Source organism: Microcoleus sp. D2_18a_B4, assembly GCF_036702475.1.
In the GTDB taxonomy this organism is placed as follows: domain Bacteria; phylum Cyanobacteriota; class Cyanobacteriia; order Cyanobacteriales; family Microcoleaceae; genus Microcoleus.
Window position 1 is genome coordinate 95,909 of record NZ_JAUBTL010000019.1, and the last position, 15,102, is coordinate 111,010.

The window sequence follows — 15,102 nt, forward strand, 5'->3', positions numbered from 1 at the left end:
AATAACTAATGACTAAGCTGTGGAGCATTTAAACCACTAACGAGGCCAGTAGGGTGCGTCAGCTCGATCGCTTCCATCGGCAAGGGAAACGCTGGGGACTGACGCACCCTACAATACTAATGACTAATAACAAATGACTAATGACTAATGACTAATGACTAATGACTAATGACTAATGACTACTGACTAATGACTAATGACTACTGACTACTGACTACTGACTACTGACTAATGACTAAAAAGTTAAGTTTAAAACAACGATCGCTCGAAATTCTGATTCGCCTCAAACGCCTCTATCCAGAAGCTCCTTGCACTCTCAACTACCAAACTCCCGTGCAGTTGCTGGTGGCGACGATTCTCTCGGCTCAGTGTACGGACGATCGAGTAAATTTGGTAACGCCGGCTTTGTTTAAGCGTTTCCCCGATGCGGTTGCTTTGGCAAATGCTGATATAGAAGAGCTCGAAAGTCTGGTGCGATCGACTGGTTTCTACCGCAATAAGTCTAAAAATATTAAAGGTGCTTGTCAGGCGATCGTCAATAAATTTAACAATCAAGTGCCGCAGCGGATGGAACTGCTGTTAGAATTGCCCGGAGTTGCCCGCAAAACAGCTAATGTCGTTCTCGCCCACGCTTTTGGTATTAATATGGGGGTGACGGTAGACACTCACGTCAAACGTTTGAGTCAGCGGTTGGGATTGACCGAACATACCGATCCTATAAGGATCGAGCGGGATTTGATGATATTGTTGCCGCAGCCGGATTGGGAAAATTGGTCGATTCGGTTGGTTTATCACGGTAGGGCGGTTTGTAATGCGAGAAATCCGGCTTGCAATATTTGCGAACTTGCAGATTTGTGTCCTTCTGCTAATAGTTTGGTATTGCACCAAAACTAAGTACAGGCAAGATGCCTGTACCACAAAAATGTTGACTTATTGCAGATTTGTACCCTTTTGCTAATAGTTAGGTATTGCACCAATGTTAAGTACAGGCAAGATGCCTGTACCACAAAAATGTTGACTTATTGTGGAACAGGCATCTTGCCTGTTGCTAAAAATCTTGTTGACAAAAGAAATAATTCAAATACAAGCGAGCCGAAATCACCAAAATATAGTAAAATAGTAGATTGTGATTTATCTAAGGATATCAACAGATTATGGCTAAGAAGAGCATGGTCGAGCGCGAGAAAAAGCGCCAGAGACTCGTAGACAAGTACGCCGACAAGCGGGAAGACCTGAAAGAGCAGTTTGACCAAGCTAACAATCAGATGGACAAAATGGCGATTCACCGCCAACTACAACAGCTACCCCGCAGCAGTTCGCGGACTCGCTTGCGGAACCGCTGCTGGGCAACTGGACGGCCCAGAGGTTACTATCGTGACTTCGGACTGTCTCGCAACATGATGCGAGAAATGGCTCACGAAGGTCTTTTGCCCGGTGTTGTGAAGTCTAGCTGGTAGCACGAAGGAAGAAGGAAGTTCGGCAACGGATTCTGTAACGGATGTAACGGATGTAACGGATGTAACGGATGTAACGGATGTAACGGATGTCAGGAAGAAGGAAGAAGGAAGAAAAAAACTCACAATTAATCGGCAGGATTAGGTTTGGGGTTGATTTTTGTTTCAGACTTATGAGTTAAATTTTCCTCCTTCTTGCTTCACTGGCCACAGCATTTATCGATGCCGAGACTTTCGAGTAACAAGTCGCTGACGGCATTGGCGATCGCAAATTCGCCGTAGAAGCTTTTAGAAAAATCATAGGCCTGCATTTCGGTGACGATCGCAATTACGAGGCTGCCCACGTCATTTTCGCCTTCCATGCGCTGGCGGACATAGATTTGGGCAGCTCTTTTAGCTATTTGCTGGTTGGCTGCTTCTGGGATAAACTCGGAGTCTAGCCATGCCAGCAGCGTTTGTTGGAGCCATTGGCCTTCTTGTTCGGGGTTTATGGCGGGCGGTAAGGTAATAGGTTCAATGGTTTCAGACATGATTATTCCTAATTGCTAATGTTGACTTTGAAAAGTTAACTGAGAAATGACAACTGATAAATATATGCAATATGATATACCGACAATTATACAAGGATACGCGCAAGGCTATTTCTTGATGGCAAATGACGGCGAGGAAAGTTTGGGGTGGTATTCGAGCCGTCAGCGGGCGCTGATTCCCCTGGATGAAAGATTTACCTATCCGAAATCCCTGCGTCGCCAAATCAATCAAAATCGATTTTCGGTGGCTGTGAACCGCGATTTTGGGGCAGTGGTTGAGGGTTGTGCCGATCGCGAAACGACTTGGATTTCTAAGGAGCTCAAGAAGATTTACTGGGGTTTGTATGAGGCCGGTTGGGCTTACAGCTTCGAGACTTGGTGCGGGGACGAATTGGCGGGCGGTATTTTAGGATTGTCGATCGGCGGTGCGTTTATTGGGGAGTCGATGTTTTACCGAATTCCCGAGGGTTCTAAGGTGGCGATGGTGAAGTTGGTGGAGAGATTGCGCGATCGATCTTATCTGATGTTCGATGCTCAAATGAACAATCCGCACTTGGAAAGATTCGGCGCTTATACTGTTAAAGAAAAACTGTACAACACTCTTTTGCAAGCAGCTTTGAAGCGCCGCTGCTCGCTATTTTGAATATTCTGTCAGTAGGGAAAGGGCAATGTCATTTTCGGCTCGAATAGTTGCTTCAAACAATAGTATAATTAAGCTCAGATACTTCTCGGAGACAACCACTATGCAAGTCACAACCGAAGAAATTATTTATCCCAGCAGCGACGGTCAACCAATGGCAGACAGCACAATACAATACAAATTAATTGTCACAATCAAAGAAGGTTGCGAATCGCTGTTTGAAGATGACCCCAACGTGTTTGTAGCCGCCGATTTACTGTGGTATCCGGTTGAAGGTAGACCAGATATTTCTCAAGCGCCGGATACGATGGTGATATTTGGTAGACCAAAAGGCGAGCGACGTTCATACATACAATCTCGCGAAGATAATATTGCTCCCCAAGTCGTCTTTGAAATTCGCTCCCACAACGATAGTAACACAAAAATGAACAAGAAACTTTCATTTTACTATCGTTATGGAGTCGAGGAGTATTACCTTTACGATCCCGAAAGAAATCAGTTAGAAGGTTGGCAAAGAATTGAAGGAATCTTAGAACCAATTGAACCGATGGAGGGATGGATAAGTCCCAGACTGGGAGTGCGGTTTGAGTTGCCAGAAGAAGGGTTAGAAATCTATCGCCCTGATGGAGAAAAGTTTCTTTCCTATTCCGAAATAAATGCAGAGCGGCTATTAGAGCGACGGCGCGCAGAACAAGAATTTCAGCGTGCAGAAGAAGCCTCGCAGCGGGCAGAACAAGAAGCTCAAAAAGCCGAACGTTTAGCCGCCAAACTGCGCGAATTGAACATCGATCCAGATAGCATCTAAGCTCGAACTAGGAGAATAAACCCGGTTTGTCAAAGAAATCGGGTTTCTGGGGATTGCAGTTATTTACTTTTTTCAGGGCGAACCGGGATATTTGGTCGATCGCCCCCCAGCTAAAATTACATATACTACAATATATAATACAGAGATTAGAGCCAAAATCCTTGGAGCTCAGAAAAATCAGAATCGAAGCCCCTTGAATGTGTAAAAATACTGAAGCAAACATTACTAAACCCTGCACGGAGCAATTGTTGTGGATTCCAGATATAACCCCCAATCCATAGAAGAAAAATGGCAGCAGACATGGGCTGAGCAAAACTTAGACCAGATGCCAGAAGAAACCCAAAAGCCTAAATTTTATGCCTTATCCATGTTCCCCTACCCGTCGGGAAACCTGCACATGGGACACGTCCGCAACTACACAATCATCGATGTAATTGCCAGACTCAAGCGAATGCAAGGTTATCGGGTATTGAATCCGATGGGGTGGGACGCTTTTGGTTTACCCGCAGAAAATGCCGCCATCGAGCGCGGAATTCCCCCGGCAAAATGGACGTATGAAAATATTGCCCAAATGAAAGGCTTATTTCGGCGTCTCGGCATTTCCTTTGATTGGACAAAAGAAGTTACAACTTGTTCTCCCGATTATTATCGGTGGACTCAATGGATTTTCTTACAATTTTTAGAAGCAGGATTAGCATATCAAAAAGAAGCCGCAGTTAATTGGGACCCGATCGACCAAACAGTCTTAGCAAACGAACAAGTAGATAACGAAGGTCGTTCCTGGCGTTCCGGTGCCAAAGTCGAGCGCAAATTATTGCGGCAGTGGTTCCTCAAAATTACCGATTACGCCGAACAGTTATTAAACGACTTAGACAAATTGCCAGATTGGCCCGAAAGAGTCAAATTAATGCAAGCCAACTGGATCGGCAAATCAGTCGGCGCTTACTTAGAATTTCCGATTGTCGGAATGGATGAAAAAATCGCCGTTTTCACCACACGTCCCGATACAGTTTACGGCGTCAGTTACCTTGTTTTAGCGCCCGAACATCCACTAACTCAGCGCGTGACAACCGCAGACAGAAAAGCGGTCGTAGAAACCTTCATCAAAGAAGTCGCCGCCCAAAGCGAGATCGATCGCACAGCCGAAGACAAACCAAAGCGCGGCATCCCCACAGGCGGCAAAGCAATCAACCCTTTCAACGGCGAAGAAATTCCCATTTGGATCGCCGATTATGTGCTGTACGAATACGGCACCGGCGCAGTCATGGGAGTACCCGCCCACGACACGCGAGATTTCAAATTTGCCAATCAATATCAACTGCCAATTAAAGTAGTAATTGTGGATGATGATGAGCTGCCGCTGACGGAAGCTTACACCGAACCAGGAATTATGATTCATTCCGACAACTTCAACGGCATGGATTCAATTAAAGGCAAAGCAGCAGTGATTGAATATGCCGAAAATGAAGGTTATGGCAAAGCGCGAGTGCAATATCGTTTGAGAGATTGGCTAATTTCCAGACAGCGTTATTGGGGCGCTCCGATTCCCGTAATTCACTGTCCCACCTGCGGAACTGTTCCCGTACCCGCATCGGATTTGCCCGTATTGTTGCCGGAAAATGTACAATTTACGGGCAAAGGTTCGCCCTTGGCAAAGATGGAAGAATGGGTAAACGTTCCTTGTCCGAGTTGCGGCACTGCGGCGAAGCGGGAAACAGACACGATGGATACTTTTATCGATTCTTCGTGGTATTTCTTGCGCTATCCCGATGCTCAAAATCAAGAGCAAGTCTTCGATACGACGAAGACAAATGATTGGATGCCCGTAGACCAATATGTGGGCGGCATCGAACACGCAATCTTGCACTTGCTGTATTCGCGGTTCTTTACCAAGGTTTTGCGCGATCGGGGTTTGATCAATTGTGACGAACCATTTAAACGCCTGTTAACTCAAGGCATGGTGCAAGCAATGGCCTATAAAAATCCTGTTACTGGCAAATACGTTCCCCCAGCAGATATAGACCCCGCAAATCCCAAAGATCCTCAAACGGGCGAAGCTTTGGAAGTCTTCTACGAGAAGATGTCCAAATCAAAATACAATGGCGTTGACCCCTTGGAAGTTATGGGCAAATATGGGGTAGATACGGCGCGGATGTTTATTTTATTCAAAGCGCCGCCAGAGAAGGATTTGGAGTGGGACGACGCTGATGTGGAAGGGCAATTTCGCTTTTTAAATCGCGTTTGGCGCGTGGTTACAGAGTTTGGTTCACCCCCCCCAGCCCCCCCTTGCGAAGGGGGGGAGAAAGAGGTTTTAAGTAAACCTGAGAAGGATTTGCGGCGGGCGATTCACACTGCAATTAAGGAAGTGAGCGAAGATTTGGAGGGCGATTATCAGTTCAATACTGCTGTTTCGGAAATGATGAAACTCAGCAATGCTTTGAATGATGCTAAATGTAAAGATTCGCCAATTTATGCCGAAGGAATTAACACTTTGATTCGCTTGTTAGCGCCTTTTGCGCCGCACATTGCTGATGAGTTGTGGCACAATACTGGTAACAGTGAATCGGTGCATACGCAAACTTGGCCGAGTGTCGATCCATCTGCATTAATTACCGATGAAATTACGCTGGTAATTCAAGTTATGGGCAAGACTCGCGGCACAATTCAAGTGCCTTCTGGTGCTGATAAAGATGCTTTGGAAAAGTTTGCTCGCGAGTCGGAATTGGCTAAGCGTCACCTGGAAGGTAAGGAGATTAAAAAGGTAATTGTGGTGCCTGGAAAGTTGGTTAATTTCGTGGTAGCTGGATAAAGATGAGAAACCCGGTTTCTTTAATAAACCGGGTTTTTAATACTTGCAGTTAAGAATTAGCCATGCCAAAAATGAGTAATCTAAAAATTTCCAGATAATGACTTACGCACTCCGCCAAAGAAACCGGGTTTTTTAGGGAATCTGCTGATTATAACAAAGTATTTTCGTAAAAAACCCGGTTTCTGACCACCGATGCGTAAGTCCTATTTAATTGTTAGTTTCAAAAAGCAATTGCACGATCGCTCCGCATTCCAATTTTAATACAGATTGAGCGCTGCCGCCATTAACGGCAATTTCTACCCAACCGTCAGAACCAGTTATGGCAATTAAATCGCCCGGTTGGCTGTCGCTGTAGGTTTTACCGCTGGGGATGCGAATTGCATCAGAACTCTTGCTAATTGTCAATGACCAATTGTTACCTATAATGCAATTATTCGGGATATTAGTAATTAGGTTGCCAAAGCGATCGACATATTGAATGCAGCCTGCTGCACCTGTGGCTGTAACGGCACAATTTGGTATCTCTAACTCGACTAAACTTGCAGGGTCGAGCTCCTCCCCCAACTCTTCCAATGCCACCCCGTTGGCCAAGTGAGCGCCCGCTGCAGCGAAAATATCGCGACCGTGGAAAGTGCTGCTGGGTTCTTGTGTGCGCCAGTATTTGGGGTTGGTCAGTTCGACACAGGCGATCGCACTTTCCCGACTCAACACCCCGCTAAACAACCCGTTATCGGGCCCGACAAGAAAGCAATTAGCACATTTAATCGCAACCCCGCGTCTCTTGCTTCCCACCCCCGGATCGACGACAGCAACGTGTACGGTTTCCGGCGGAAAATAAGCAAAAGCAGTCATCAAACAAAACCTCGCCGCCGCAATATTTTGAGATGGTATGTGGTGCGTAATGTCAATAACTTTTAACTGCGGGTTAATTTGGGCGATCGCACCTTTCATCACTCCCACATAAACATCGCTTAATCCAAAATCCGTAAGCAGAGTTATAATTTTATTTTTAGACATATAACATAAGGAAGAAAGAAGAGGGAAGAAGGAAGAAGGAAGAAAACCAATAAATTCAGCAATTTAAAAAGTCATAACTCCTGATAAAATTGCGAGATATTGCGAGGTAAAAATATGGTATCACAATGGGAAAACTTTCTGCAAAACTTGGGAGAATGGCACGGTTCCTTTACCCAGTTATCCCCGCGAGGAGAGGTACTTCAAGATACTCCTAGCATTATTTCTCTCGAAGGTTTCAATGACAACAAAACAGTGCGATTGAAACTCCGTCGGTTTTCACCAAATCCTAGCGGTGTGGGCGAACCGGAAGTGAGCGAACTTGTTCGAGAATATCAAAGTTTGGGACGAGATATCCTGTTTTTTGAGAATGGAGCTTTTTGTCAGGGAACTATTCAACTAGCGCCTTATTCTGAGTGCGGTGCCGAGTTTGGTTTTATCTACAATTCTCGCCGGTTGCGCTTCCCTCTGACATACAATACCGACGGCAATTTATCAAAACTTATCTTAATTCGCGAAAAGCAGCTTGATAAAAATGTCCCCGAACGTCCGCATTTAACTGTTGACGATTTGCTGGGAGAGTGGCAGGGCGAGGCGGTGACAATGTATCCAGATTTGCGTTCTCCTGATACCTATTCTACCAATTTACAATTGCATTTAGAAAGTAGCGATCGCCTAGTGCACAAAATCACTTTTGGCAGTAATGCTAGTGTTATCACTTCTAGCGCCACCATAGACGGTTCAGTTCTGCACTTTAACGAAGGTGCTTCGCCGGTGCAAGTTGTCCTGCTTCCTGACGGCGGTTCTTGCACTTTACCTGTCAAGATTGAATCCAGAAAACCTATATTTTTCGAGGCTGGTTGGTTGGTAGAACCTGACTTACGGTTTCGGATGATTCGCAGTTACAACGATCGGGGTGAATGGGTAAGTTTGACTTTAGTTACGGAACGCAAAGTTAGTCATTAATCCCGATCAGTTGTTGATGATTAAGATTGAGGATTTTGGGCGAGCCATAAGCCCAACCCCTACTCCCCACCATAAACTTGCTGTATTGTGGAACGGGCATCTTGCCCGTTCTAAAAATAGTACAAGATATCAGCATGACAAACATTTTTCCGATTTAGGAATCGGACTTGGTTTCCTGGGTTTGCGATTGAATCACCGCACTCCAATCATCATTGTTAACAGCCGCTTCCAAATCCTTAGTGCGTTCCTCATCACTTTTGGCGGCTGTTTCTAACTCTTTGGTAAGAGTGGAATCTGCCATTGCTTTCCGCAATTTCAGCTTCTTTTCCTCATAAGCTTTTTGTTCCTCAGCAGACATTGCCGATCGCGCTGCTTGGCCTACCGTAGCCGCCCACATTTCGCTTTCAGCACCGTTGCCGGGGGGAATGCTGCCGAGTTCGGCTATCCACATATCGCGCAAACTTTCCATTTCTTCCCGCTTGGGGAATTTGAAAGTTTGCACGCGCAGGAAAGCGCAATTTTCGACTCCGTTTTGGGCGATGTGACCGTTGATTGAAAGCAGGATATTTCGCGAATAACCGATAAACTGAGTGTTGCGGGAAGTGTCCATTACAGCGTACACGCCGGCGACTTTCGCGTTAGTTGCCAAATCGCGCCACGTATCGATCGACATTACTTGCGTGCCGTCATTTTCTAATTCAGAAATAGCAGCGGCTGCGCTGTGTTCTGACTCGGAACTGTATAAAAAGTTGTGCAGTCCTTCATGGGCGACAGGTACGTTTTGATGTTCAATTGCTACGTCTCGATCGGCATTCACTTGATTAGCTTCCATAAAACCCAATTCCTCAAAAAATGTCAACTTTACTCATTAAATCCCCCTTTCAGGGGCGGGTTTTTCAACCCACCCCACAATTAAGTTCTCTTTGTGGAACAGGCATCTTGCCTGTTCTACTGTTTTTGTGGCCCTTATATACTTAACTTACGGCAATTTGTTGCAATTCCTCGTCAGTCAATTTAACTTCGAGCGCCTGCACAGAGTCCTCAATACTCGATACTTTGGTCGCACCGGGAATCGGAACGACGCAAGGCGATTGGGCCATCAACCAAGCTAATACTATACAGTAAACTGAAACGTTTTTTTCTGCTGCTAATTTGGCGATCGCGGGCATATCTTGCAAGCTGGTGGCGCGGCGGCTTCCTCCCAAAGGACTCCAAGGAAAAAATGTCAGTTTTTCGGTTTCGCAATATTCCAGAACCCCGTCTGATTCCGGCTGTCTGTGCCACGGATTGTACTGATTCTGCACGGAGACAACTTCTACTGTATCGCGGGCACGTTTGATCTGCTCTACAGAAAAGTTGGAAACTCCAATAAATCGAATCATTCCTGCTTCTACTGCTTCTTTTGCGGGTGCTAGGGCTGCTTCGATGGTATAAGCGGGATCGGGCGAGTGGTACTGCCAAAGGTCGATCGGTTCCTTGCCGCCCAACGCTTCAAAACTTTCGCGAATTGTCTGGCGCAAATGGTGGGGATTGCCGTTGCGCGTCCATGCACCTTGAGGCCGCATTAAGCCACCTTTAGTGGCGACAGTAACGGCCCGAGTATCTCCGGTGTACTGTTCCAAAGCTTTGGCAATCAGTTGTTCATTGTGGTGTTTGTCGGATTCATCTTGGCAGTAGGAATCTGCGGTGTCAATTAGGGTGACACCCAAATCGAGGGCGCGGTGAATTACCGCAATTGATTGATCTTCGGGCGGCCGGCCGCTTAAGGACATTGGCATACCTCCAAGACCGATCGCGCTGATAGTAAAATTACTGTTACCCAGTTTTTTTCTTTTCATTGGTTTCCCTTCGTTTGCGTGGTTTATTTCCAGTTTACATTTCAAGGATAGGTTGAAATCTTACATTTATTTAACTATCTAAGTAAATTGAAACAAATATTTTTTAGATAAGCTGTTTTGCCTTGAAAATGTATATTTCGATTCCCTATTCCCCACGTGTCAAATCCTCTCCCTCTCAAACATAATAGACAATCTCGATCCGCAGCAGCTTACCTATAGCGGTTCTCAAAAAAGTGAGGTATGCCCTATGCCCTATGCCCTATGCCCTATGCCCTATGCCCTATGCCGCATAGTACCTCATATGAGAGCTCGAAAGGCTATACCTACTTAACTAGCTGGAAGCGCTGGTGTAAAAGCGGAGTGCAAATTGCCAGAAGTAGCGGGAGAAAAATAACAGCCCGATCGCCAATATTCCCGCCCCTGCGATCCAAACGATTTCACCTCTCCCCAGCATGGCCTCTGCAGGCACAGTCGTCAAGAAGGCAACGGGAACTACGAAAGTGAAGAAAAATCGATAAGCTGCTGGATAAGCTGCCATTGGAAATCTACCCGCTTCTAACAATCCTTTGAGGACTTCGGTAACATTGTAAATTTTGACAAACCAAATGCTGGTGGCCCCTAACATAAACCATATACTGTAAAGAGTAATAGTTCCGAATAACAGCGGTATTGCTGTTAAAAAATAGTTGCCGATTGCTACTCCCAATTTGTTGGCAGCATACAGCAGCAATACGGTGCCGAAGATTAAATCTGGGATTCCCCAAGGCGAAACTGTGTTTGCAGATAGCCAAAATTGGGAACTGATGGGTTTGAGGAGTACGAAATCGAGAGTACCTTGCTGGACTCGATCGACAATACGGCTGAGATTAGGTGCTAGAAACGTTGACGAAAACCCCTGCAAAATCGTGAAAATACCGAGTACAACTAAAGCCTCTTCCCATTTCCACCCCGAAAACGTGTAACCGGTACGGTAGAACAAAAACAGCCCAAACAAGCTGCCAGTAAGATTTCCGAGGCTGCTGATGGCCGCGAGGACAAAGTTGATTCGGTATTCTAGTTCCGCTGCGATCGCCGCACCCCAGAACAATTTCAGTACGTGCAAATATCGTCCCATGTTTATAGCCATTTTTTGCCGTGTAAATACTTAAATTCCCCTATTGTAAAGCTTGTGTGAAGTTAACTGCTGTACTGGCTGCTCATTTCACTATAACAATAAATTATTGATACCGCTTACCTACGTAGTTTTACTGACCAACTGTATTAAGTTATTTAACCAATTTTAAAGAGAAATTACAATTATTAATTAAAGTCAATCTTAAGCCCATATATTGTGGCAATTATTAAGCCGAATTCATGTCTTCACACAAAGCCTCGCTTGATAGATTGGAAATACTAATATGTTACAAGTCTTAATATTATAAATATTTCAAAAACCTCTAGCCATACCCAAACCGAACACTTAGGATGGGGCATACGTACTCAAAAGGAATACGTAATCAGGAATGCGTAATTATACGCATAAAAGAGGGATCGAGGAATTGACCTAGCTAACAACACGTAAGGAAAAAAAGACATGGATGCTTTAACATTATCGAGACTGGGCGTCAAGCACACCAAGAGTGCAGTAGCCGAATCGCTGCGGATCAATACAGGATACGACGTGACAAGCCCTGTCACTTTTTACGGGATTGTCAACGAGCGCTGCAATGTTAAATGCCGCCAGTGCGAGTATTGGCGACTCAAAGAATATAAAGACGAAATGACGATCGAAGAATGGCAAAATGCCCTCTTGAGCGTCAAAGAATTTGTGGGCGAATTTTCAATCAACTTTAGCGGCGGCGAACCTTATATTAAAAAAGGTTTTCTAGACTTGCTGGCCTTTGCGAATAAAAATGGCATTCACGCCGGCGTCACCACCAACGGCTATTGCATGACCAGGGAAAACGCAGCCAAAACTGTCGCTGCTCGTCCTTTTAATGTGAATATGTCCGTTGACGGGCCGAACGCAGAACTGCACGATTATTTGCGGGGTCAACCCGGATTGTTCGATCGGCTTTCTAAAGGAATCGGCTATCTGCGCGAAGAACAAGAAAAACAGAACGTCTTGTTTCCGATCAACGTCAAACCGACAATGAACCGACTCAATTTCCGCCACCTCCCGGAAATAGTTACCTGGGCTCAGGGAATTGGGGCGACGACGGTGAACTTCCAACCGGTCAACCGCTGGACGCCAGAAACATACGAGGAATTGTGGATTGAAAAAGAAGACATGGAGGAATTTTCCCAAGTAATCGAGCGGCTAATTGAAATGAAAAACAACGGCGCTCCCATTATGAACAGCGATGAAGTGTTGCGATTGATGATTCCTCACTTTGCGGAAGAAAAAGCTCCAGATTCAGCTCGTCCTTGTCGCGTTGGACTGCGAAATTACTGGATTGATACGCGCGGCGATGTGAAATTGTGCGATGAGTTTCCGGTAATTGGTAATGTGAAAGACGCCAGCGCCCGCGAGATTTGGTACGGCCAAAAAGCTCAGGAAGTCCGTCGCGATACTTTGAATTGCGGCAAGCTTTGTCTGATTACCTGTGTCTCGCAAAAGACGATTTTGGACAAAGTGAAAATGGGGATGAAGTTATTAAAGAATTGAGGTTTGAGCAGTGTTAATATTGCTTTTGTTCATGGTGGCCGGGTTTGATCAGAAACCCGGTTTTTTGTTTGATTAATTGTATTCCCGTTCGGTTTTGCTAAAGGACAGGGCAATGCCGTTTCCCTACGAATACAATGTTTTGTATCAGTCGTAGGGTGGGTGACGGTGAAAAATCATTGCACCGCAGCCCTTTACTATTGACTCTCACGCACCGCTTTACCTGGGCAATATTTTTCTTGTCAGTGGCAGGATTCTGGGGGATATTTTTCTCGCCAGCGGTAGGATACCCAGTATCGCAGTTCCGACAAAAATATGATATTCTCAAGTTGGCGAGATCGCTTTTTCTCTTTGTCTTCCTTCTTCCTGCCGATTTCCATTTGTTCTGGATCGCGCTAACATTCCCTCTCTTGCTGCTCCCGGTTCAATTCCACCTGTGCGATTGCTACCATCCCGCAAATTGTGGATGTTGTCTGCTGGAACAAATCTTGATTGGCAATCAGGTAGTTTAAGTATTTTTCAATATCCCTTTCCATTCCCAAAAGAGCGATCGACCTTTCTATGCCAAAAAGAGCGATCGACCTTCCCAGACACAAGAGCGAGGGCATTGCTTTTACTCAATCAGTATTGAAAACATCCTGCAAGTTACGATCACCACTAATAACGCGCCAAATCTCAATACCATCACCAACTATTTAATAAAAAATGATGTATCCCATCAATGGCACACCACGTCAACTGGGAGAAAATTGTGAATACGATCGCCCCCAATATGGAAACTGTGCAATCTGCTGACATTTTTTACCAAATTTTTCCACAAAGCGCTCTCCTGCATCCACGCTTTGCGCCAAAAAGTAATCGGAAATTTCGGATAAATCTCGACTCGCTTCGATCGTAATAAGCAAGCGATTCATGCTCTTAATTCTCTGGCTTTTTTCACTTTATCTCTAAGTTGAGCTAATACATCGTCTGGATTGAGCAACTCACCCCGTTGTGCTTGTTCTCGTGCTATATCGATTTTCTTCCCAGTTTCTTGTACCCACGCTAAATAGTTTGGGCTGTTGCCGTCATCGGATAAAGTAACATCATCGATTAATAACAGCAAGGCTGTGTTAATTGCTTCTTCAAGGGAGGGATATTGACCGTGCTTTACTAAAGCTTCAAGGACTTGGGTTTGCTCTTGGCTCAAGGTGATTTGCATTGTTACCTCGGATGGGGCCAGGGTTGGACAATACTTCTACTGTATCGTATTTTATTACAAAAATGCGTGAAGCGAAGCTATCCCGTAGGGAATCGCTCTTGACTGTGGCAGATAGAAAAAGGCGCTCTCGCTCTGGGAGGTACTTGAATTATCGGATATGCAGAACCATGTAAAGTTTATTTGAAAAGAACGATCGCACTCACACCCCCAAAGAGCGTGAAGCCCAGCCCCTACCCTAGGGAATCGCCCCTCGATCTCTTCAACGAACGATAACCCACTGGAAGCTAATATTTGTATAATAGATAAACTAGGCAAGCGCAAAAAGTGAAAACCGATGTCACAGGCAATCCTCAACCAAATTGTTAATCAGCTTGAAATGCTGGAATTTTTCGAGTTACAGGAACTAGAACGCGCGATCGCGAAATATCTGGCTGACAAACAGCAAGCTACTAAACAAAAACCAACTCAAAAACCTGTTAGTAAAAAGCAATTATTTCAAGAATGGGATGCCATTTCTGATGAGGAAGCTGCGGTCCTAAAAGCTGAGTTTGCCACCCAAGATTTAGCTTTTGCAGAAGTTGTCTTAAGTGATTATCTGCCCCAACTTCAGCAACAGGATAAAATTTGAGGCTAGGAGATATTTATTTAGCCGATCTGAATCCTTCTAAAGGTTCAGAACAAGCAGGAATTAGACCAGTCATTATTGTACAGCGAGATACATTAGGCCGCTTTACTACGACGGTGGTAATAATTCCGGTAACAAGTAATCTGCGGCGTGCTAAAATACCAGGGACAATTATTTTGCCAACAGGTGAAGGTGGTTTAACACAGGATTCAGTGGCGCTTTGCTATCAAATAGTAGCGATCGATAGAGAGCGATTAATCAAAAAAATGGGATCTCTTTCAGCAGATTATGTATCCAGATTACAGGTGGCATTGCAGTAGACACTGCAAATGGATGAATTTGAGAATGTAGAATAATATAAAAAGCGATCGCACGTTTTGACTTATTCCAAAGGGGCGATCACCCTAATTGTCAAGTAGACATCATTTGAGATAAACTAATTCTGAAACTATTCCCTAAATATCGCCCCTCCGCCGACAATTTCAATGAACATCTTGTCCCCCCCTTAAGAAGCTATGCCTTACTCACATCTTTCTTAACAAAATCCGGCTTGACATCTGGGGGGGAATGGGTAGA

At 45.0% G+C, this 15,102-nt stretch carries 18 protein-coding genes; 9 read left to right on the plus strand and 9 right to left on the minus strand.

Features of this window, described 5'->3' with window-relative positions; translation table 11 throughout:
* Positions 1-231: 231 nt before the first annotated feature.
* Positions 232-894 carry an endonuclease III gene (nth, locus tag QUB04_RS13775; RefSeq protein WP_333285015.1) on the plus strand — a complete coding sequence of 221 codons (663 nt, stop codon included), beginning with the start codon at positions 232-234 and terminating at the stop codon, positions 892-894.
* 260 nt (positions 895-1,154) lie between these two features.
* Positions 1,155-1,457, plus strand: coding sequence for a 30S ribosomal protein S14 (gene rpsN / locus QUB04_RS13780; protein ID WP_333049990.1), 303 nt, complete (start codon positions 1,155-1,157; stop codon positions 1,455-1,457).
* Between the two features lie 197 nt (positions 1,458-1,654).
* On the opposite strand, the gene QUB04_RS13785 is transcribed toward rpsN, so the two are convergent.
* Complete coding sequence (locus tag QUB04_RS13785) at positions 1,655-1,984, minus strand: hypothetical protein (RefSeq protein ID WP_333285017.1); 330 nt, start codon at positions 1,982-1,984, stop codon at positions 1,655-1,657.
* Positions 1,985-2,030: 46 nt separating this feature from the next.
* Here QUB04_RS13785 and aat point away from each other — a divergent pair, with 46 nt between their 5' ends.
* The 3 genes from aat to leuS all read left to right on the plus strand — a co-directional run bounded on the left by aat (position 2,031) and on the right by leuS (position 6,238).
* On the plus strand, positions 2,031-2,627 hold the full coding sequence (gene aat / locus QUB04_RS13790) for a leucyl/phenylalanyl-tRNA--protein transferase (protein WP_006633846.1): 597 nt from the start codon (positions 2,031-2,033) through the stop codon (positions 2,625-2,627).
* A 100-nt stretch (positions 2,628-2,727) separates the two neighbouring features.
* The gene (locus tag QUB04_RS13795) at positions 2,728-3,429 is read left to right on the plus strand and encodes a Uma2 family endonuclease (protein WP_333285019.1); all 702 of its coding nucleotides are present in this window, start codon (positions 2,728-2,730) and stop codon (positions 3,427-3,429) included.
* Positions 3,430-3,679: 250 nt separating this feature from the next.
* Entirely contained in the window at positions 3,680-6,238 is a 2,559-nt protein-coding gene (leuS, locus tag QUB04_RS13800; RefSeq protein ID WP_333285021.1) for a leucine--tRNA ligase, read from the plus strand.
* A 207-nt stretch (positions 6,239-6,445) separates the two neighbouring features.
* Here the strand turns inward: leuS and QUB04_RS13805 are convergent, their stop codons facing one another.
* Positions 6,446-7,255 (minus strand): SAM-dependent chlorinase/fluorinase, encoded by an 810-nt coding sequence (locus tag QUB04_RS13805; protein ID WP_333285023.1) that lies wholly within the window; start codon positions 7,253-7,255, stop codon positions 6,446-6,448.
* 114 nt (positions 7,256-7,369) lie between these two features.
* On the opposite strand from QUB04_RS13805, the gene QUB04_RS13810 reads away from it, so the two are divergent.
* Positions 7,370-8,218: a DUF3598 family protein gene (locus QUB04_RS13810; RefSeq protein WP_333285024.1), complete on the plus strand. Its 849-nt coding sequence runs from the start codon at positions 7,370-7,372 to the stop codon at positions 8,216-8,218.
* A gap of 154 nt (positions 8,219-8,372) precedes the next feature.
* On the opposite strand, the gene QUB04_RS13815 is transcribed toward QUB04_RS13810, so the two are convergent.
* From QUB04_RS13815 to QUB04_RS13825, 3 genes are all read right to left on the minus strand, one after another.
* Positions 8,373-9,050 carry a GIY-YIG nuclease family protein gene (locus QUB04_RS13815; protein ID WP_333285026.1) on the minus strand — a complete coding sequence of 226 codons (678 nt, stop codon included), beginning with the start codon at positions 9,048-9,050 and terminating at the stop codon, positions 8,373-8,375.
* A 142-nt stretch (positions 9,051-9,192) separates the two neighbouring features.
* Positions 9,193-10,056 carry an aldo/keto reductase gene (locus tag QUB04_RS13820; protein WP_333285028.1) on the minus strand — a complete coding sequence of 288 codons (864 nt, stop codon included), beginning with the start codon at positions 10,054-10,056 and terminating at the stop codon, positions 9,193-9,195.
* Positions 10,057-10,387: 331 nt separating this feature from the next.
* Positions 10,388-11,182, minus strand: a complete 795-nt coding sequence (locus tag QUB04_RS13825) for an ABC transporter permease (RefSeq protein ID WP_445301052.1) — start codon at positions 11,180-11,182, stop codon at positions 10,388-10,390.
* A gap of 447 nt (positions 11,183-11,629) precedes the next feature.
* On the opposite strand from QUB04_RS13825, the gene QUB04_RS13830 reads away from it, so the two are divergent.
* Positions 11,630-12,703: a radical SAM protein gene (locus QUB04_RS13830; protein WP_333285030.1), complete on the plus strand. Its 1,074-nt coding sequence runs from the start codon at positions 11,630-11,632 to the stop codon at positions 12,701-12,703.
* 239 nt (positions 12,704-12,942) lie between these two features.
* Here the strand turns inward: QUB04_RS13830 and QUB04_RS13835 are convergent, their stop codons facing one another.
* The 4 genes from QUB04_RS13835 to QUB04_RS13850 form a co-directional block, all read right to left on the minus strand.
* Entirely contained in the window at positions 12,943-13,080 is a 138-nt protein-coding gene (locus tag QUB04_RS13835; RefSeq protein WP_333285032.1) for a hypothetical protein, read from the minus strand.
* A gap of 15 nt (positions 13,081-13,095) precedes the next feature.
* On the minus strand, positions 13,096-13,308 hold the full coding sequence (locus QUB04_RS13840) for a hypothetical protein (RefSeq protein ID WP_333285034.1): 213 nt from the start codon (positions 13,306-13,308) through the stop codon (positions 13,096-13,098).
* Between the two features lie 126 nt (positions 13,309-13,434).
* Entirely contained in the window at positions 13,435-13,614 is a 180-nt protein-coding gene (locus QUB04_RS13845) for a type II toxin-antitoxin system RelE/ParE family toxin (protein WP_333285036.1), read from the minus strand.
* Positions 13,611-13,901, minus strand: a complete 291-nt coding sequence (locus tag QUB04_RS13850; RefSeq protein WP_333285038.1) for a hypothetical protein — start codon at positions 13,899-13,901, stop codon at positions 13,611-13,613. Before QUB04_RS13850 ends, QUB04_RS13845 begins: the two co-directional genes overlap by 4 nt.
* A 334-nt stretch (positions 13,902-14,235) precedes the next feature.
* On the opposite strand from QUB04_RS13850, the gene QUB04_RS13855 reads away from it, so the two are divergent.
* Both QUB04_RS13855 and QUB04_RS13860 read left to right on the plus strand, forming a co-directional pair.
* Entirely contained in the window at positions 14,236-14,529 is a 294-nt protein-coding gene (locus tag QUB04_RS13855) for a hypothetical protein (protein WP_333285040.1), read from the plus strand.
* Positions 14,526-14,846 (plus strand): type II toxin-antitoxin system PemK/MazF family toxin, encoded by a 321-nt coding sequence (locus QUB04_RS13860; protein ID WP_333285042.1) that lies wholly within the window; start codon positions 14,526-14,528, stop codon positions 14,844-14,846. Before QUB04_RS13855 ends, QUB04_RS13860 begins: the two co-directional genes overlap by 4 nt.
* Positions 14,847-15,102: the final 256 nt, after the last annotated feature.